The organism is Stenotrophomonas sp. BR163, assembly GCF_047520985.2.
GTDB lineage: Bacteria > Pseudomonadota > Gammaproteobacteria > Xanthomonadales > Xanthomonadaceae > Stenotrophomonas > Stenotrophomonas sepilia.
Genome location: NZ_JAXBRE020000040.1, coordinates 1 through 18,358 on the forward strand (window position 1 = coordinate 1; position 18,358 = coordinate 18,358).

The window sequence follows — 18,358 nt, forward strand, 5'->3', positions numbered from 1 at the left end:
GTTGCTGTTGCTTTTGCTGGGGTTACCGGCCAGCGGCCGGCACTACCGCGGGTGCAGGGCGCAGCCCTGCCGATACCCAACCTACTTGGCAGCAGCGATCTGCTTTTCGATGTCGGCGGCGGTCACCGGGCCAAGGAACGTGTGCGCCAGCTTGCCCTGCGGGTCCAGCAGATGCGTCAGCGGCAAGCCGCGCGGCGTGGCGAAATCCGCCGGCGGATCGTAGGGATCCACGATCACGATCGGATAGGTCACCGGATGCTTGGCCAGGAACGACTGCATCTCCGGCACTTCGATGTCCTCGTAGGCCAAGCCGACCACTTCGATGTTGCTGCGCATCGCATGCAGGGCCGACAGCTCGGGCATCTCCTTGCGGCACGGCGCGCACCAGGTGGCCCAGAAGTTCACCACCACCCACTTGCCGCGATGCGCGGCCAGGTCGTAGTCGCTGCCATCCACCGCCTTCATCTTCAGTGTCGGGAACTCGGCGGTGGTGCGCTCGGCCGGGGCTTCCTCGACCGGTGCCGTGCTCGGCGTCGGTGCCTGCGCCGGTGGCTGGCTGCTGGCCGGTGCCGGCTCCTGGGCCGGTTTGCAGGCCGCCAGGGCCAGCAGCAGGGTCAACGGGAGCAGCAGCGGCAACGACGTCTTGCGGGTCATGGGGTGTCTCCAGAGTCGGTATAGATATCACTGACCTTGCGCTTCAGGCGTTCGCGCAGGGGCAGTCGCAGGTCATCCAGCGCCGCCAAGGCGGCACGGCCCAGGCTGTCGTCGCGATACGGCAGGTGCTGCTCGGCTACCGGGATGCGCAGCTGGGTGCATTCGTACAGATCGGCCAGGCTGACCTGGTCCAGGTCGCGCGACAGCAGCCACTCGCCGCGCTCATCGCGGCGCAGCAGGTCGATCTCCTGCAGGTTGCAGATCAGGTCCTGCAGCAGTGAATCGGTCAGCATCGGCTCCAGCCGCAGGATCTCGTCATCGGCCAGGCCTTTGCCCTTGGCTCGTGCATGCTGGAAGCGGCCAAGCAGGCGCAGCAGCCCATAGAACTCGTACCCCTGCGGCAGGCGCAGCTCGACCGGCTGGTAGCGGAAGGCGGCCATCGAGGAGGCCAGCGACGCACCCAGCAGCACCGCCACCCAGCACAGGTAGATCCACAGCAGCAGGATCGGCACGAAGGCGACCGTGCCATACAGCTTCTGGTAGGACTGGAAGCTGCCCAGATACGCGCCGATGCCCCACTTCACCAGCTCCAGGATCACCGCCGCCAGGATCGCGCCGGGTATCGCGTGCCGCCATTTCACCGTGTGGTGCGGCACCACGCGGAACATCAGCGTGATGCAGACGAACTCGATCAGGATCGGTGCCAGCCGCAGCGCAAGTTCGGCCAGCCAACGGCCCTCCTGGGTACCGAACAACGGCATCGCGAACACCCGCGCCGACACCGCCAGCGACGCAGCGGCGAGCATCGCGCCCAGGGTCAGCACGGTCCAGTAGACCAGGAAGCGGGTCAGCTTGGGCCGGCTCGAGCCGACCCGCCAGATCTGGTTGAAGGTCTCTTCCACGCTGTTGAGCGTGATCAGCAGTGAGGCGACCAGTGCGATGAAGCCGGCGGCGGTCAGCTGGCCGGCACTGGCCGAAAACTGCCGCAGGTAACCCTCGGCCGCGCGCGCAGCGGAGGGCACGAAGTTGGAGAAGACGTAGTCGCTGAGCTGGTCGCTCCAGCGGTCGAAAACGGGGAAGGCCGAGAGCACGCCGAACACCACGATGGCCAGCGGCACCAGCGCGAACACCGTGGTGTACGCCAGCGCCGCCGCTGCCTGGAACAGGCGGTCGTCGAGGAAGCGATGCCACAGGAAGCGGCCGAAACTGATGGCCCGTGCGCGATCCCGCGCGCGCTCCATCCACAGGTTGAGCGTATCCAAAGGTTCCATCGGTGGAAGGGTACCCGATGCGGAATGCTCGCAGGATAGCCATACTGGTGGCCACACGACGAGGAGAAGCGGGCACGATGGGCGAGATTCTGGTGCTGTATTACAGCCGGGGCGGTTCGGTGGCACGGCTGGCGCGCCAGATCGCGCGGGGCATCGGCGAAGTGCCGGGCATGACGGCGCGCCTGCGCACGGTGCCGCCGGTGGCCGCAGTGACCCAGACCGCGCAGCCGCCGGTACCCGACGATGGCGCCCCCTATGTAAGCGTGCAGGACCTGGCCGAATGCCAGGGCCTGCTGCTCGGCAGCCCGACCCGCTTCGGCAACATGGCCGCGCCGGTGAAGCATTTCCTGGATGGGCTGGGCGCCGAATGGATCAATGGCACCCTCTGCGGCAAGCCGGCCGGCGTGTTCACGTCCACCGCATCCATGCATGGCGGGCAGGAATCGACCCTGCTGTCGATGCAGGTGCCGCTGCTGCACCATGGCTGCGTGATCGTCGGCATTCCGTTCACCGAACCGGCGCTGAGCCATACCACCAGTGGCGGCACACCCTATGGCGCCAGCCACGTCGCCGGTGCCGCCGACGACCCGCAGCCGACCGACGACGAAGCCGTGCTGGCGCGCGCGCTGGGGCGCCGGGTGGCCGGCATCGCGCAGCGGTTGGCCCGATGAGCGCCGCGCCGCGCACGGTCCTGCTGCTGGCCCTGATGGGGCTGGCCGCGCTGTTCGCCGGCTGGTTCATCAATGACAAGCACTGGCTGGCGACCCAGCTGGTGTTCACCGCGCCGCCGCTGGCGCTGGCCATCGCCGTGCGCCTGGGCTGGCGCAAGGCCGGATTCTGGGCCTCGGTCCTGGCGCTGGGCTGGTTCAGCCACGGCGTGATGAGCGCCTGGAGCCATCCGGAAACGCGCTGGCTGGCGCTGATCGAGATCGCGCTGGCCCTGCTGGTGATCTTCAGCGCCAGCCTGCCCGGCCTGCGCGCCCGCTTCGGCAAGCAACGCTGACGCTGCGCCCGCTGGGCCGTATCATCTGCATTCCTGGCCCCGCGCCGCAGTACCTGTCCTGGTTTCGCGCATGCACATGATGGAAGAGCTCCTGGTCGTCACCACCGGTGGCACGATCGACAAGATCTACTTCGACGACAAGTCGGACTACCAGATCGGCGATCCGCAGATCGGCATGATCCTGCGCGAGCTGGGCGTGACGTTCCGCTTCAACGTGATTCCGATCCTGCGCAAGGATTCGCTGCACATCAACGATGAGGACCGCGAGCTGATCCGCGCCACCATCGCCGCGCAGCCGACTCGGCACGTCCTGGTGACCCACGGCACCGACTCGATGGTGCACACCGGCAAGGTGCTGGCGACGATCCCCGACAAGACCATCGTGATGACCGGCGCACTGAGCCCGGCACGCTTCCGCGGCTCGGATGCCGAGTTCAACATCGGCTGCGCGATCGGTGCGGTGCAGTCGCTGCCGAGCGGCGTGTACATCGCGATGAACGGGCGGATCTTCGACCCGCAGCACGTGCGCAAGAACGTGGCTGCGAACCGCTTCGAGTCGGTCTGAGGAACCGCGTGCCGACCAAGGTCGGCACCTGCCAGAGCACTGTCCTTGTAGTGCCGGGCCATGCTCGGCAACCGCGTGCCAGCGTGGCACAACGGTCGGCAGCCGGAGCAGCCGAGCATGGACTCGGCTCTGCAGAAGCGAAAACGCCCCGGCCGAAGCCAGGGCGTGCCCTTGGAGAGGGACTTGGGCTCAGTACTGGGCGTTGAGGGTCACGCCCGAGAAGGTGCTGTAGGCCTTCACCCGCACATACCATGTGCCGGCGGCAGGGCTGTTGATGGTGCAGGTCTCGCTGTTGCCACTCAGGTACGGACGGCAGGTGTAGCTGGTATCGGTCGGGGCACTGCCCTGGCGCACGTACAGGTCGGCATCTCCGCTGCCGCCACTGATCGTCACGCGCAGCTGGCTGCTACCGGCCGGAACGGCGACGGTGTAGTTCAGCTCGGCACCGGTTGCGGCGCCCAGGCCGGTCACCGGCACGTTGTTCTGCAGCACGTTGCCACCCGGGTTCGGGTTGCCACCGCCGTTGATCGCCGCAGCCACGGCCGCGTTGGCGTCGACGATGCCGGCGCCGCAGCCACCCGAGCAGGCGCCCGGCAGCGGGCGTGCAGTGCTCTTGATGATGCTTTCGACCTGCGCCGGACTCAGCGGGCTTGGCGCGACCGACTGCATCAGCGCAACCACGCCGGCCACGTGCGGCGCCGCCATCGAGGTGCCGTTGTACGACGCGTAGCTGGCGCTGCCAGGCGTGGTGGTGCCGGTGTTGAGGGTGGACAGGATGCTCTGGCCCGGTGCTGAGATGTCGATGCCGGTGCCGTAGTTGGAGAAGCTGGCACGCGCACCGGCCGAGGTTGTGGCCGCCACGGCAATCACGTTCGGGCAGTTGGCCGGCACCGACGAGGACACGTTGGTGTTGCTGTTGCCGGCGGCGACCACCACGGTGGTGCCACGGCTGACTGCGCCGTTGATGGCGTTCTGGTAGGTGGTGGAGCAGCTGCCGCCACCACCCAGCGACATGTTGATGACCTCGGCCGGGTTGGCGTTGGCCGGCACGCCACTGACGGTGCCGCCAGATGCCCACACGATCGCGTCGGCGATGTCGGAGGTGTAACCGCCGCACTTGCCCAGCACGCGCACCGGGACGACCTTGGCATTGAACGCAGTACCGGCCACGCCGGTGCTGTTGTTGGTCACCGCCGCCACAGTGCCGGCGACGTGGGTACCGTGCCAGCTGGAGTTGGAGGCCGGGATGCCCGAGCCGCACTCGTTGGCGCCGTACCAGTCGCCCTCGTCATTCGGGTTGTTGTCGCGGCCACCGCCATCGCGCGCCATCGCGGCATCGCTGATGAAGTCATAGCCAGGCAGGATGTTGGCGTTGAGATCGGGATGGTTGGTGATGCCGGTATCGATCACGGCCACCACCACGCCGTTGCCGGTAGCCTTGTCCCAGGCCGGCCGCACGTTGATCGACGCGTTGGAGGTACCGAAGCCCCACTGTTCGCTGAAGCGGGTGTCATTCGGGGTCAGCGTCGCACGCATGATCTGGTCGACTTCGACATATTCCACGTTCGGGTCGGCGGCGAGCTTGCGCATCAGCAGCTCGGATTCGGCCTGGTCAAGCGGGCGATCGGTCCTGACCAGGGTCGGGCCAACGGCCAGCTTGCGGACCTCCTGCAGGCCCAGCGCGCGGCCCTGGCTGCTGGCCAGGCCGGCGGCGGCAGTCTTCAGCGAAGAGGCCAGTGCGGTGGTGTTGGCCACCGGCGCACTGCCGTCGCGGTACTTCACGATGAAGCGCTGGTGCGTCGGCGCGGACTGCAGGCCGCTGAGCTGGACGTCACCGGCCAGCGCAGGCGTGGCCAGCAGCAGCGATGACAGAACGGACGCACCAAGGACCACCCACACTCGACGCACACGCGGTTGCGTTACCTGGGACATCAGTATTTCCCTTTCTTGTGGTGTGAATGCCGGAATCGGCAGAAGCACCGGCCCGAACCCTGGGCTGGCTTGCGTTGGCGAGGTTCGAAGTCCGGTGAGTCAGCGGATCCCCCTAACGATCCGCCGTGCATATGACGCTAATGGCCGAAACCGGACACCACAAGATTTTCAGCGTCTTTTCAGCAAGATGAAATGTTCGTTCTGAGACTTTTCGGGTCGAGGGTTTGTGAAGGTGAAGGAACTTTCTCGTGTCCTGCACAGACCTGACTGGGTCGTCACGTGTCCTGGAATGACTTTGCCGACATCGGCGTCCACCGATCCGGGGTCAGATCCCTTTTCACGCGGAAGGGGATCTGACCCCTTGGCCCGAAACGCAGAAAGCCCGTCGCGGGGACGGGCTTTCCAGAAGCGCAGCCGGGCGCGGGCCCGGCTCTACGATTCGATGTGGGCGATCAGCCCAGCTTGACCAGCCAGTTGTGGCGGTCCGGCAGGCGGCCGTACTGGATATCGGTCAGTTCCTTGCGCAGCGACATGGTCACTTCGCCGGCCGGCGCGTTGATGTCGCCCACCGAGAAGCCCTCGCCCTTCAGCTGGCCGATCGGAGTGACCACCGCGGCGGTGCCACAGGCAAACACTTCGCTGATCGCACCGGAGGCGACGCCGTCCTTCCACTCGTCGATGCTGACCTTGCGCTCTTCGACCTTCATGCCACGGTCGCGGGCCAGCTGCAGGATGCTCTCGCGGGTGATGCCCTCGAGGATGCTGCCCGACAGTTCCGGGGTGACCAGCGTGCCGTCCTTGTAGACCAGGAACACGTTCATGCCGCCCAGTTCTTCCAGGTACTTGCCTTCGACCGGGTCGAGGAACAATACCTGCGAGCAGCGCTGCGCCTGCGCCTTCTGCTGCGGGAGCAGCGAGGCGGCGTAGTTGCCACCGCACTTGGCGGCACCGGTGCCGCCCTTGGCCGCACGCGCGTACTCGGTGGACAGCCAGATGGACACCGGGGCAACACCCTTGGCGAAGTACGGGCCGGCCGGGCTGGCGATGACGTAGTAGCCGGCCTTGTGCGCGCCGCGCACGCCGAGGAAGGCCTCGTCGCCGATCATGAACGGGCGGAAATACAGGCTCGACTCATCGGCCGAAGGCACCCAGTCACTGTCGACGGCGATCAGCTGCTTCAGCGATTCGACGAAGATCTCCACCGGCAGTTCCGGCAACGCCAGGCGCTGCGCCGAACGCTGCAGGCGACGGCCGTTGGCATCCGGGCGGAAGGTCCAGATCGAACCGTCGGCGTGGCGGTAGGCCTTGATGCCTTCGAAGATTTCCTGGCCGTAATGCAGCACGGCGGCGGCCGGGTCCAGCTGCAACGGGCCGTAGGCGCGCACGTTGGCATTGTGCCAGCCGGCATCCTTGTCCCAGCGCACTTCCACCATGTGATCGGTGAAGTGCAGGCCGAAGCCCGGCTTCTCCAGGATCTTGGCGCGCTCTTCAGCGCTGCGCGGGTGGTCCGAACGGGTGACGGCGAAGCTGGGGATGGACTGGGACACCGGAGGATTCCTGTTCTGGTTGCGGGTAGTGCCGGGCCCGCGTCACTGCGGGCCCTGGGTCAAAGCATGCCGGTCTCTAGCCGGGCCGCCTCGGACATCATGTGCTGGTTCCACGGCGGGTCGAACACCAGGTCGACGTCGGCCTCGGCCACCGTCGGGATCATTTCAAGCTTGCTGCGCACGTCGTCGACCAGGATCTCGCCCATGCCGCAGCCCGGGGCGGTCAGGGTCATCTTCACGTCGATCTCGCGCTTGCCCTCATCCAGGTGCTTGATCTCGACTTCATAGACCAGGCCCAGTTCCACGATGTTGACCGGAATTTCCGGATCGAAGCAGGTGCGCAGCTGCTGCCACACCAGCTGCTCCACCTGTTCATCGGTGGCGTCGGCCGGCAGCTCGAGCGGCGCCGGTGCCTCCTTGCCGATGGCATCGCCGTCCTTGCCGGCGATGCGGAACAGGTTGCCCTCGACGAACACCGAATAACTGCCGCCCAGCGCCTGGGTGATGTACCCATAGCTGCCGGCAGGCAGGGTCACGGTGTCGCCCTGCGGGACCATCACGGCCTCGCAATCGCGTTCGAAGTGGACAGGTTCGCTGCTACGGGAATACATGGGGACCGATATGGGGCCGTGGCCGAGGCCACGCAAGACGGCATTCTAGCCCAGCCGCCCCCGCACCGCCGGTGCACTGCGGCAAACCACAGTATCCTGTGGGTGATCTTCTGGGAGCTTCGATGTCCTCCAATGCCGCGCGTGCCAGGACCGTGACCTGGCTCTGGCCCCTCATGCTGCTGCTGGGCCTGTTTGTCGCTCCCCTCGCCTGGATGGTCCTGGCGCTGATGACCGGCCGGCAGGTCGGCTGGATGGCGGTGCTGGCCGCCCTGGAACTGGTGTTCATGCTGCGCCTGGGCACGCTGGGCCCAGGCCGGCTGCGCGTCACCCTGGTCGTGGTCGGCACCCTGCTGGTGGCCGCCGTGGCCAACTGGGCCATCGCCAGCGCCTGGATGGGCGGCTCGATCGGCCTGGACCTGTGGGATGCCACCACGCGGATGGGCCCGCACCTGGCCTGGACCCTGATCAGCCTGGCCAATGGCGCGGTGGAATGGCTGTGGCTGGCCGTGGCCGTGGCCGTAGGTGCCTGGCTGGCGCGCTGAGCGCGTAGAGATTCGTGGATTCGGTAGTGCCGGCCGCTGGCCGGCAAAGGCGTGCGGACCAGGGACCGCACCTACCCGCTGCAGCCACCACGCGCGGATGGGGTAGTGCCGGCCGCTGGCCGGCAAAGGGGTCAGAGCCCTTTCCTGCGGAAAGGGATCCAACCCCGGTCCTCAACTCAATGCCCGCCGTCGAGCGCCTTCAGCTCGCTCACCAGCGATGCCGCCGCTTCGGCGCCGTCGCCATAGAGCATGCGGGTGTTGTCAGCGTAGAACAGCGCATTCTCGATGCCGGCAAAACCGGTGCCCTTGCCACGCTTGATCACCACCACGTTGCGCGCGTTGACCACGTCCAGCACCGGCATGCCGTAGATCGGGCTGGCCGGGTCGGTCCGCGCCACCGGATTGACCACGTCGTTGGCACCGATCACCAGCACCACGTCGGTATTGGCGAACTCGGGGTTGATGTCGTCCATGTCGGTGATCAGATCGTAGGGCACGCCGGCCTCGGCCAGCAGCACGTTCATGTGCCCGGGCATGCGCCCGGCCACCGGGTGGATCGCGAACTTCACTTTCACGCCACGCTGGCCCAGCCGCTGCGCCAGTTCCCAGATCTTGTGCTGGGCCTGCGCCACCGCCATGCCGTAGCCGGGCACGATCACCACGCGCTCGGCAAAGGCCATCATCGCCGCGACGTCCGACGCTTCGATGGGCTTCTGCGCGCCGGTGATCGCCTGTGCCTCGCCTCCTGCACCGCCGCCGAAGTTGGAGAACAGCACGTTGCGGATCGGCCGGTTCATCGCCTTGGCCATCAACCGGGTCAGCAGGATGCCGGCCGCGCCGACCATCATGCCGGCGATGATCAGCGCCTCATTGCCCAGCACATAACCTTCGAACGACACCGCCAGGCCGGTGAATGCGTTGTACAGCGAGATCACCACCGGCATGTCGGCGCCACCGATCGGCAACGTCATCAGCACGCCCAGTGCCAGCGCCAGCACGAAGAAGGCGACGATTGCCGAGGTGTTTAGCGTGCTGGCCGCGATGATCGCCAGCACCGCCACCGCCAGTGCCACCATCAGGTTCATCAGCTGCTGGCCGGGCCAGGTCACGCGCTTGTCCAGGCGTCCGTCCAGTTTGGCCCAGGCGATCACCGAACCGGACAGCGAGACCGCGCCGATCGCCGCGCCGACCACCGCCAGCAGCAGCACCATGCCCGAGGGCTGGCGCGCGGCCAGGTCGGCCAGCGCCTGCTCGCTCCAATGGCGGGTATCGCGGTTGGCAAGGAAGGCATAGCGCAGCAGTTCCACCGCACCGATCGCCGCCGCCGAGCCACCGCCCATGCCGTTGTACAACGCCACCATCTGCGGCATGTCGGTGATGGCCACCTTGCCGGCCGACCACCAGGCCAGGCCCGCGCCCAGCAGCAGTGCGACCAGGATCAGCGGCACGTTGTGCAGTTCAGGCAGGAAGAAGGTCGCCACCGTGGCCAGCAGCATGCCCAGCCCGGCCCAGCGGATGCCGCTGCGCGCGGTCAGCGGCGAAGCCATGCGCTGCAGGCCCAGCAGGAACAGCGTGGCGGCGACGAGGTAGCTGGCCTTGACCAGCCAGTCGAGCAGTTCGACGGTGCTGATGTTCAAGCCTGTGGCTCCTTCGGTTCGTCCCTGCCGCCCTTGGGCGCGCTCGGCTTGAACATCTCCAGCATGCGCGCGGTGACCACGTAGCCACCGGCGGCATTGCCGGCACCGAGCACCACGGCAAGGAAGCCCAGCGCCTTTTCCAGCGGCGTCTGCGCGTGCCCCAGCACCACCATCGCGCCGATCAGCACGATGCCGTGGATGAAGTTGGAACCCGACATCAGCGGGGTATGCAGGATCACCGGCACCCGCGAAATGATCACGTGGCCGGCGATGGCCGCCAGCATGAAGATGTACAGCGCTACGAACCCGTCACTCACTGGCAACGCTCCCGCTCTGTCTTCGTCGGCCCATCATAACCACGGGCTGAACCCGGCGCGCACCCGGCGTCAACCGCGGCGACGCTCACGCGTTGTCGATGGTGACCCCGAGCGAGGAACCGTACCCTGTGCTGGTGAGCAGCCCCGTCCCCCCGAGCGCCGACACCGATGCCCTGCCGGCATCGCTGGAGGCGTTCCTGGCCAGCGTCGGCCCGCGCGCGTTCCGTTTCGCCGAGGCCGGCCTGCGCCAGCGCGAAGACGCCATGGACGCGGTGCAGGACGCGCTGATGCGCATGCTGGACTACGCCGACAAGCCGGCGGCCGAATGGGCGCCCCTGTTCTGGAGCATCCTGCGCCGCCGCGTGATCGACCTGCAGCGCCGGCGCCGTTTCCGCCTGCCGTTCTGGCGCGACAACCAGGATGCCGACGGAGGCGGGATCGACTGGGCCGACCCCGGCCCGGACCCGGCGCAGGCGCACGAACAGCGCCAGCAGTACCAGCAACTGGTGCAGGCGCTGCGTACCCTGCCCGCACGCCAGCGCGAGGCCTTCACCCTGCGCGTGCTGCAGGACCTGGACGGGGCCACCACCGCCCGCGCCATGGGCTGCAGCGAAGGCGCGGTAAAAACCCATCTGGCACGCGCCCGGCAGGCGCTGCAGGACTACCTGGAGACCCACCCGTGAACCGCTCCCTGCCTTCCGATGACACCCTGCGCGACCTGCACGCGCAGTCGCTGCAGGCGCTGTCACCGGCCACGCTGGCACGGTTGCGCCAGGCCCGCCACGGCGCCAGCACGGCTCGTCACGGGCGCTGGCGCTGGTGGCTGGCCAGCGCCTGTTCTCTGGTGGTGGCGCTGGGGATCGGCCTGCAGTTCAGCGTCCACCGCCCACTGTCGCCCGCCGTGCCGGCACCGGTGCTGGCCTCGGTGGAAGACAACAGTGCGCTGTACGACGAAAATCCCGATCTGTACCTGTGGCTGGGCGATACCGACCTGGCGATGGAGTGAACCATGTCCCGACTGCATACCCTGCCGCTGCTGTTGACCCTGTTGCTGCTGCCGGTCTTCCCGGTACTGGCGCAGAACGCCGCGCCCGCCCCTGCCGCACGCGCCGCGCCAGCCCCACCACTGCCGGCCTGGGAACAGTTGAGTGAAGCGCAGCGGGAATCCTTGCTGGCGCCGCTGCGCGACCGCTGGAACAGCGCCGATGCCGGCCAGCGCCAGCGGATGCTCTCGCATGGCCAGCGCTGGCAGTCGATGAGCCCGGAGGAACGCGACAAGGCCCGCCGCGGCCTGCGCCGCTTCGAGCACATGAGCCCGGAACAGCGTGAGCAGGCCCGGGCCCTGTTCGGTCAGATGCGGGATCTGCCGCCCGCGCAGCGCGACGCACTGCGCGAGCGCTGGTCGCAGATGACGCCCGAGCAACGCAAGGACTGGGTGCGGGAGAACCCGCCGCCGGCGAAGCCGCGGTAAAGGCAACGTTCAACCCTTTGTGGAGCCGAGCCCACGCTCTGCTGCTCTATCGCGCCTGCGCAAGCCGAGCATGGGCTCGGCTCTACAGGAGGCAATGAGGTTCACCCCTGCCAGCGTGTCTTCGCCAGCAGTTCGTCGTCCCAATCGAAACCGAGCTGCCCGTCGCGCACGAACAGCGCAACGAAGTTGAGCAGGTTCCGTGCATACATCTCGCTGGCCTGGGTTGCGCCGCGGCTGGCCAGGCCCAGCGGACCGTCGATGGTCACGCCCTGGTGTTCGATGCACTGCCCCGGCAGGGTCAGTGCGCAGTTGCCGCCGCTTTCCGCTGCCAGATCAACAATGACGCTGCCGGTGGCCATGCCTTCCACCATCGCGGCGGTCACGATGGTCGGTGCCGGGCGGCCCGGTACCGCAGCCGTGCAGATCACCACGTCCACACTGCGCAGGTGGTCGGCCAGCCGACGCTGCTGCTCGGCGCGCTCGTCATCGGTCAGCGCCCGCGCATAGCCTCCCTCGCCCGCCGCGCTGACCCCGAGGTCGAGGAAGCGTGCGCCCAGTGACTGGATCTGCTCGCGGGTTTCCGGGCGCACGTCGAAGCCTTCCACCAGCGCACCAAGACGCCGGGCAGTGGCAATGGCCTGCAGGCCCGCCACGCCCGCACCGATCACCAGCACCTTGGCCGGCCGCACGGTGCCGGCCGCAGTGGTCAGCATCGGGAAGAAGCGCGGCGCGCGTTCGGCGGCGATCAGCGCCGCCTTGTAGCCGGCCATGCCAGCCTGCGAACTGAGTACATCCATTGCCTGCGCACGGGTGGTGCGCGGCAGCTGCTGCAGCGGGAACAGCTGCAGGCGACCATCGGCCGCCAGCGCGGCCAGCGCCGGATCGCTGGCCGGGGCCAGCAGGCCGACCACGCTGGCGCCGGGCTTGAGCTGTTCCAGCACCGCCGCAGGGGGGGCCTGCACGCACAGCAGGATATCGATCTCGGCCCAGCGGCCCGCGTCGAAGACGCGTGCACCGGCATCGTCATAGGCGGCGTCGGTGAAACCAGCGGCCAGACCCGCGCCCGCCTCATACCAGACGGCAATGCCCAAGGCCCCGAGCCTGCGCGCGGTCTCCGGCGTCAGTGCCACGCGCCGTTCGCCCGGCGCGGTCTCCTTGATACCCAGCAACGCCACGGCCATGCAGGTCCCCGCTGATCGGTGAGTTTCCCGATCCTAGCAGGCAGCCCCCGCTCAGTGCAGCGTGGCGCTGCCCGGGTCGAGGCGATCGATCACGCCCTGCATGGCGCTGTCGAAGGCGCCATCATCAACGTGGGCACGCAGGCGGCCCAGCCGCATCATCACCGCCAGCTCTTCCGGCGAGGCCACGCAGAAGCGCACGCCGCGACGGTTGACGAACAGCAGGCGCGAGGAAATCGGGCTGACCCAGGACAGCTTGCCCGCCTGCACCTTGCCATCCTTGTCGACGAAGTCCAGCCAGTTGCCGATTTCCATGCGGCGGAAGCGGTCGGCATCGGCGTTGTCGAAATCGTCGGCGTCAATCTGCCCGCCAAGCTCAACCGCCGGCGATTCAGCCACTGGCGGCGCGGGCAAGGCAACCTGCGGCAGCTCCGGCAGCGCACGCTGCAGTTCCGGCCGCGATTCGGCGATGCCCTGCAGGGTGTCATGCAGGGCATCAATGGCGGCGGTGGCCGCATCGCCGTGCACGCCGACGCTGGCAAACACCTTGGCCAGCACCGGCTGCCAGGCCTGCAGCCACGGCTTGCCGACGATCTGGCGGCGGGCCTCGGCCACTTCCTCCAGCAGGCCATCGCCAAGGCTCAATGCCTCGGCCACCGACGCGCCTTCTTCTCCCTCGCGCAGCAGCGCCAGGGTCAGATGATGCTGCCACGGCTGGCGCAGGAACTCGGCAATGGCCGGCGGCAGCGTGGCGTCACCGATGCGGCGGTCCAGTTCCGCACCGGCCCGGCTGCGGGCCATTTCCAGCTTTTCCTGGCCGCGCTGCGTTTCTGCGGCACGGCGCTCGGCGATTTCCACGCGGCGGCGATGCTGCACCAGGAACTCGCGGAATTCCTCTTCCAGGGTCAGGAAGATCGCCAGGTTCTCGTTGAACTCGGCCACCAGGCGCTCGATGATCTCTTCGACCTTGGCCATCAGCATGCGCTCGGCCTGGCTCTCGCCGGTGTTGCCCTCGCAGGCCTCGGCCAGCGAGTTGAGCAGCTTGCGCGCCGGGTGGGTCTTCTGCACGAACATGCGGCGGTCGAGCATGGCGACCTTGACGAAAGGCACCACCAGGCGGCCGATCAGTTCGCGCGAGCGGCCTTCCAGTTCACGCTCGTCCAGCATCACGTCGAACAGCATGCCGACCAGGTCGATGGCGTCCTCATCCTGCGGGTCCAGCCGGGTCTGGCCCGGATCGACGCCAAGCTGGGTGGCGCTGGACAGCACTTCGCTCTTCAGGCGCTGCGCCAGCGATTCGCCGTCCTCGCCGATGGCCGCGCGCAGGGTGGCGCTGGGCGTGGCCTGCAGCAGCGACAACACCGACATCATTTCGCGCTGGCTGAGCGGGCGCTGCTGGCCAACCGCCACCTGTGCCGCAGACGTGGCGTCCTCACGCACGTGGCGGGTCTGCTGCAGCAGTTCGTGCAGCGCTTCCAGCAGCATGCCCTGCTGGCCAGCGTAGGCCTCGCCGGTGGCGCCGTCATCGCCGCCCAGGTGCTGCTGCATATGCCCGCGGCGCGCGGACCAGCGGGCGGCGAAGCGCTGCGCCCAGGCCGGTGCAGCCTGCTCGTCATCGCTGAACCCCGGATCGACGCCCGCGCCTTGGCGACGCTCGACCAGGTCATCCAGCATCCCGGCCATGCGCGGATCCGGTGCCGGCGGTTGTGGGCGCTGCGGAGCCCCCATCTGCGACATCACGCCGGCTGCGGCCAGCTGCTCGTCCAGCTTCTCGTAGATGCGACCGACCGGTGCACGCAGGTCGCGCTCGCACAGCTTGATCAGCACCAGATGCACTTCCGGGGCCAGTTCACAGCCGGCAAAGGCTTCGTGGATGGCCACGCCCAGGTGTTCGGGGCTGATCGGATTATGGTCGGCGTCCAGTTCTGCGCCGCCGATCAACCGGCCCAGGCGGCGATCCAGCCGCGCCAGCACCGGCTTGAAGTCACGCAGCAACACAGTGGCGAAATTGCGCACCGCCAACCGTGATTCCAGCACATGCTCGGCCAGCAGGCTGAGCCCATCCTCGGCCGGCCCGGACAGGGTCGCCTCGGCTGACAGCGGCTCACCAGCCTCCAATGCGGCCCAGGCCTGCTGCAGGTGGCCTGCGAAAGCGGCCGCGATGTCCTCACGGCGCCGGCGCAGTTCGCGCATCGCGTCCAGGAACAGCAACTGCGACGAGCCGGCATTGCCGGCGCGGTCGAACAGGGCATCGTCGAAACGCGCCAGTGCCGCCCCGAAGGCCTGGCACAGCGCGGGCAGGACCATGTCCCGGGCACGCTGGAGCTGGGCCGGGTCACGGCCCGGCGATCCCATCGGTGTGGGCACGCTCATCATTCGGGAAGGCTCCCCACCTTCTCTGGTACGACAGACAGCATGGACATCGCGGCTTCCGGCACACCCCATGTACCGGAACGTCGATGGTAGGCCGGCCAGCCCGTCACGGACAGTGAAACAGTCCTCACTTCAAACCTCATGACCGGCGGCCCGGCAAGACAGATATCGTAAGCCGTGCAAGGCCCACGAGGCGAGGGGAAGCAGCTGTCCGTTTCCCGCCAGTGGCATGATGTTCATCACAGTTTGGTATTCAGGGGCCGGACGCGACACAGACGGCGTCATTGACCACGCCGACTATAATCAAACGCCCGTGATGACCGGTTCAGCCTCCATGCCCGATCCTGCCGCCCTGCTCGCCCTGGATGCCCGCCGCTCGGTGCCCTCGCGGCAACTGGGCGAGCCCGGGCCGGACCCGGCCACCCTGCAGCGGATGCTGGCCTCAGCGGTGCGCGTGCCCGACCACGGCAAGCGCGTGCCGTTCCGCTTCCTGAAAATCGCAGGCGATGCACGTCACACTCTGGGCGAGTTCCTGGCTGAACGCAGCCGCCAGCGCGACCCACATGCGGGCGAGGCCGTGTTCGAGAAGGACCGCCAGCGTTTCAGCCACGCACCGCTGGTGATCGTGGTGGTGGCCAGCCCGCGGCCGGACCCGAAGGTGCCCGAACAGGAACAGCTGATGACCGCCGGCTGCGTCTGTTTCGCCCTGCTGCAGGCCGCGCAGGCGCTGGGTTTCGGCGCGCAGTGGCTGACCGCCTGGATGGCCTTCGATCCAGCCGTGCAGGCCCACCTGGGCCTGGTCGACGGCGAACGCATCGCCGGCTTCATCCACATCGGTACGCCCAAGGCCGACGTACCCGAGCGCGAGCGCCCCGACCCAGCGGCCCTGCTGCGCGACTGGACGCCCCCAGCATGACCCTGCCGGCCGCCCCGCCGTCGCTGTACCTGGTTGATGCCAGCATCTACGTGTTCCGTGCCTGGCATTCACTGCCAGACCAGTTCCAGGACGCACAGGGCTGGCCCACCAATGCGGTGCACGGCTTCGCCCGCTTCCTGCTGGACCTGCTCGAGCGCGAGCGCCCGCGGCACATCGCCATCGCCTTCGACGAAGCGCTCGACAGCGGTTTCCGCCACCGGCTGTATCCGGCCTACAAGGCCAACCGCGAGCCGGCACCGGAGGCGCTCAAGCGCCAGTTCGTGCACTGCAAGGCGCTGTGCGCGGCGCTGGGCCTTGCCGTCCTGGCCCACCACGAATACGAGGCCGACGACCTGATCGGCAGCGCCCTGCACGTACACCGGGGCAGCCATCGCGGGGTGATCATCTCTGCCGACAAGGACCTGTCGCAGCTTCTGCTGGATCACGACGAACTGTGGGACTACGCCCGCAACCAGCGCTGGGACGTGGCCGGCGTGAAGGCACGGCACGGCGTGCACGCGCACCAGATTGCCGATTACCTGGCGCTGTGCGGCGATGCGGTGGACAACATTCCCGGTGTCAGTGGTGTCGGCAGCAAGTCCGCCGCCGTGTTGCTGGCCCATTTCGGCAGCATGGATGCGCTGTTCGAACGACTGGACGAAGTGCCGTTCCTGCGCCTGCGTGGCGCTGCACAGATGGCAGTGCGGCTGCGCGAGCAGCGCGAACACGCCCAGCTCTGGCGCCAGCTGACCACCATCGCGCTGGACGCGCCGTTGGAGGGCAGCCAGCCCGGACTGCTGCGCCAATCGGCCGATCCAGAGCTGCTCGGTGGCCTGTGCCAGACCCTGCGCTTCGGCCCGATGACCCGCCGCCGGCTGTTCGACGCCGCCGGCGTGGCCGATCCTCTTCCCTCCCACAGCGAGCCCGCATGAGCCAGCGCAATACCGAAGCCCCGCGCGTCGTCTACGAAGGCAAGTACCAGCGCATGCTGGTGCGCGGTACCTGGGAATACAGCGAACGCACCCATGCCGGTGGCCTGGCCGCGATCATCATCGCCGTCACCCCGGAAGACAAGGTGCTGTTCGTCGAACAGTTCCGTATACCGCTGCAGGCGCCCACCATCGAAATGCCGGCCGGCCTGGTCGGCGACATCCACGCCGGCGAATCGATCGAAGTCTCGGCGGTGCGTGAACTGGAAGAAGAAACAGGTTGGACCGCCGATCACGCCGAAGTGCTGATGATCGGCCCGACGTCTTCCGGCGCCAGCAGCGAGAAGATCGCCTTTGTGCGCGCTACCGGCCTGCGACGGATCGGCGAAGGGGGCGGTGATGACAGCGAGGACATCACCGTGCACGAGATTCCACGCAATGAGGCTGCAGCGTGGCTGGTGCAGAAGATGGGCGAAGGCTACGAGCTGGACGCCAAGCTCTGGGCCGGGCTGTGGATGATCGAGCACCACCTGGACGGGCGCCCGCGTGGCTGACGCGGACCTGCACAGGCTGCCTGCGTTGCTCGGCGCCGACGACCCGGCGATCTACACGATCCACCGGGCGCAGGGCGTCTCGCCCTACCTCCTGCTGGCCGACCACGCCGGCCAGCAGGTGCCGCGTGCGCTGACCGGGCTCGGCCTGCCCCAGGCCGAGCTGGACCGCCATATCGGCTGGGACATCGGCATCGCCGGCACCACCCGTGCACTGGCCGAACGGCTCGATGCCTGGGCGATCGAACAGACGTACTCGCGGCTGCTGATCGACTGCAACCGCCCACTGGCCTCACCGACGCTGATTCCGGAGGTGAGCGACCACACCGTCGTGCCGGGCAATGCCGGGCTGTCGGCGGCGCAGCGCCAGCAGCGCATCGATGCGATCCACGCGCCGTACCATGCACGCATTGAGACCGAGCTTGATGCGCGCCGTGATGCCGGCCAGCCCACCCTGCTGGTGATGATGCACAGCTTCACCCCCGTGATGAACGGTACGCAGCGGCCCTGGCACGCCGGCGTGCTGTACCACCAGGACATGCGTTTTGCCCATGCCCTGCTGCAGGCATTGCGCGACGAAGGCGACCTGGTGGTGGGGGACAACGAACCGTATTCGGTCAGCAGCACCAGCGACTACGCGGTGCCGGTGCATGGCGAAGGCCGTGGGCTGGTGCACGTGGAACTGGAGATCCGCCAGGACCTCATTGCCGATATGGCAGGGCAGCAGGCGTGGGCCGAGCGGTTGGCGCGGATCTTCAGCGCGCTGCAACCGGAGTTGCTGGCGCTGGGTTGAACGCGCGTGGTTCCATCCCGTATCGGTAGTGGGGGGGGGGGGGGGGGGGGGGGGGGGGGGGGGGGGGG

At 68.0% G+C, this 18,358-nt stretch carries 20 protein-coding genes; 11 read left to right on the forward strand and 9 right to left on the reverse strand.

Annotated elements, in window-relative coordinates:
- Positions 1–81 precede the first annotated feature (81 nt).
- Both ACM0PY_RS19740 and ACM0PY_RS19745 read right to left on the reverse strand, forming a co-directional pair.
- Positions 82–654, reverse strand: coding sequence for a TlpA family protein disulfide reductase (locus ACM0PY_RS19740; protein ID WP_134972744.1), 573 nt, complete (start codon positions 652–654; stop codon positions 82–84).
- On the reverse strand, positions 651–1,925 hold the full coding sequence (locus ACM0PY_RS19745) for a YihY family inner membrane protein (RefSeq protein ID WP_134972745.1): 1,275 nt from the start codon (positions 1,923–1,925) through the stop codon (positions 651–653). Before ACM0PY_RS19745 ends, ACM0PY_RS19740 begins: the two co-directional genes overlap by 4 nt.
- Before the next feature lie 77 nt (positions 1,926–2,002).
- Here ACM0PY_RS19745 and wrbA point away from each other — a divergent pair, with 77 nt between their 5' ends.
- From wrbA to ACM0PY_RS19760, 3 genes are all read left to right on the forward strand, one after another.
- Positions 2,003–2,596, forward strand: coding sequence for an NAD(P)H:quinone oxidoreductase (gene wrbA, locus ACM0PY_RS19750; protein WP_180885503.1), 594 nt, complete (start codon positions 2,003–2,005; stop codon positions 2,594–2,596).
- Positions 2,593–2,928: a DUF2069 domain-containing protein gene (locus ACM0PY_RS19755; protein ID WP_005415388.1), complete on the forward strand. Its 336-nt coding sequence runs from the start codon at positions 2,593–2,595 to the stop codon at positions 2,926–2,928. Before wrbA ends, ACM0PY_RS19755 begins: the two co-directional genes overlap by 4 nt.
- 79 nt (positions 2,929–3,007) lie before the next feature.
- A complete protein-coding gene (locus ACM0PY_RS19760) occupies positions 3,008–3,493 on the forward strand; it encodes an asparaginase domain-containing protein (RefSeq protein ID WP_053501049.1) in 486 nt (161 codons plus the stop codon).
- A gap of 189 nt (positions 3,494–3,682) precedes the next feature.
- On the opposite strand, the gene ACM0PY_RS19765 is transcribed toward ACM0PY_RS19760, so the two are convergent.
- From ACM0PY_RS19765 to sufT, 3 genes are all read right to left on the reverse strand, one after another.
- Complete coding sequence (locus ACM0PY_RS19765) at positions 3,683–5,425, reverse strand: S8 family peptidase (protein WP_235646831.1); 1,743 nt, start codon at positions 5,423–5,425, stop codon at positions 3,683–3,685.
- A gap of 452 nt (positions 5,426–5,877) precedes the next feature.
- Positions 5,878–6,972: a branched-chain amino acid aminotransferase gene (locus ACM0PY_RS19770; RefSeq protein ID WP_180885507.1), complete on the reverse strand. Its 1,095-nt coding sequence runs from the start codon at positions 6,970–6,972 to the stop codon at positions 5,878–5,880.
- 59 nt (positions 6,973–7,031) lie between these two features.
- Entirely contained in the window at positions 7,032–7,583 is a 552-nt protein-coding gene (gene sufT, locus ACM0PY_RS19775; RefSeq protein WP_005415385.1) for a putative Fe-S cluster assembly protein SufT, read from the reverse strand.
- 122 nt (positions 7,584–7,705) lie between these two features.
- Here sufT and ACM0PY_RS19780 point away from each other — a divergent pair, with 122 nt between their 5' ends.
- Positions 7,706–8,125 (forward strand): hypothetical protein, encoded by a 420-nt coding sequence (locus ACM0PY_RS19780; protein ID WP_180885509.1) that lies wholly within the window; start codon positions 7,706–7,708, stop codon positions 8,123–8,125.
- 176 nt (positions 8,126–8,301) lie between these two features.
- Here ACM0PY_RS19780 and ACM0PY_RS19785 read toward each other — a convergent pair whose 3' ends face one another.
- Together ACM0PY_RS19785 and ACM0PY_RS19790 are read right to left on the reverse strand one after the other, a co-directional pair.
- Entirely contained in the window at positions 8,302–9,762 is a 1,461-nt protein-coding gene (locus ACM0PY_RS19785) for an NAD(P)(+) transhydrogenase (Re/Si-specific) subunit beta (protein ID WP_180885511.1), read from the reverse strand.
- Positions 9,759–10,079 carry an NAD(P) transhydrogenase subunit alpha part 2 gene (locus ACM0PY_RS19790; RefSeq protein ID WP_005415382.1) on the reverse strand — a complete coding sequence of 107 codons (321 nt, stop codon included), beginning with the start codon at positions 10,077–10,079 and terminating at the stop codon, positions 9,759–9,761. Before ACM0PY_RS19790 ends, ACM0PY_RS19785 begins: the two co-directional genes overlap by 4 nt.
- A 98-nt stretch (positions 10,080–10,177) precedes the next feature.
- On the opposite strand from ACM0PY_RS19790, the gene ACM0PY_RS19795 reads away from it, so the two are divergent.
- The 3 genes from ACM0PY_RS19795 to ACM0PY_RS19805 are packed head-to-tail and all read left to right on the forward strand — an operon-like array spanning position 10,178 to position 11,550.
- Positions 10,178–10,762 (forward strand): RNA polymerase sigma factor, encoded by a 585-nt coding sequence (locus ACM0PY_RS19795; RefSeq protein ID WP_080104281.1) that lies wholly within the window; start codon positions 10,178–10,180, stop codon positions 10,760–10,762.
- Positions 10,759–11,085, forward strand: a complete 327-nt coding sequence (locus ACM0PY_RS19800; RefSeq protein WP_180885512.1) for a hypothetical protein — start codon at positions 10,759–10,761, stop codon at positions 11,083–11,085. The genes ACM0PY_RS19795 and ACM0PY_RS19800 overlap by 4 nt, the downstream gene beginning before the upstream one ends.
- Before the next feature lie 3 nt (positions 11,086–11,088).
- Positions 11,089–11,550: a DUF3106 domain-containing protein gene (locus ACM0PY_RS19805; RefSeq protein ID WP_180885514.1), complete on the forward strand. Its 462-nt coding sequence runs from the start codon at positions 11,089–11,091 to the stop codon at positions 11,548–11,550.
- A gap of 101 nt (positions 11,551–11,651) precedes the next feature.
- Here ACM0PY_RS19805 and ACM0PY_RS19810 read toward each other — a convergent pair whose 3' ends face one another.
- Entirely contained in the window at positions 11,652–12,731 is a 1,080-nt protein-coding gene (locus ACM0PY_RS19810; RefSeq protein ID WP_180885515.1) for an NAD(P) transhydrogenase subunit alpha, read from the reverse strand.
- A 51-nt stretch (positions 12,732–12,782) separates the two neighbouring features.
- Positions 12,783–15,104 carry a PacR family protein gene (pacR, locus tag ACM0PY_RS19815; protein ID WP_180885516.1) on the reverse strand — a complete coding sequence of 774 codons (2,322 nt, stop codon included), beginning with the start codon at positions 15,102–15,104 and terminating at the stop codon, positions 12,783–12,785.
- A gap of 331 nt (positions 15,105–15,435) precedes the next feature.
- Here pacR and ACM0PY_RS19820 point away from each other — a divergent pair, with 331 nt between their 5' ends.
- Genes ACM0PY_RS19820 through ACM0PY_RS19835 form a run of 4 tightly spaced genes read left to right on the forward strand, consistent with a single transcriptional unit; the run spans position 15,436 to position 18,290 of the window.
- Positions 15,436–16,017: a nitroreductase family protein gene (locus ACM0PY_RS19820; RefSeq protein ID WP_061480136.1), complete on the forward strand. Its 582-nt coding sequence runs from the start codon at positions 15,436–15,438 to the stop codon at positions 16,015–16,017.
- Positions 16,014–16,949, forward strand: coding sequence for a 5'-3' exonuclease (locus tag ACM0PY_RS19825; RefSeq protein ID WP_180885518.1), 936 nt, complete (start codon positions 16,014–16,016; stop codon positions 16,947–16,949). The genes ACM0PY_RS19820 and ACM0PY_RS19825 overlap by 4 nt, the downstream gene beginning before the upstream one ends.
- Positions 16,946–17,500 carry an NUDIX hydrolase gene (locus ACM0PY_RS19830; protein WP_111201063.1) on the forward strand — a complete coding sequence of 185 codons (555 nt, stop codon included), beginning with the start codon at positions 16,946–16,948 and terminating at the stop codon, positions 17,498–17,500. The genes ACM0PY_RS19825 and ACM0PY_RS19830 overlap by 4 nt, the downstream gene beginning before the upstream one ends.
- Complete coding sequence (locus tag ACM0PY_RS19835; RefSeq protein ID WP_095379291.1) at positions 17,493–18,290, forward strand: N-formylglutamate amidohydrolase; 798 nt, start codon at positions 17,493–17,495, stop codon at positions 18,288–18,290. The genes ACM0PY_RS19830 and ACM0PY_RS19835 overlap by 8 nt, the downstream gene beginning before the upstream one ends.
- The last annotated feature ends 68 nt before the right edge of the window (positions 18,291–18,358 follow it).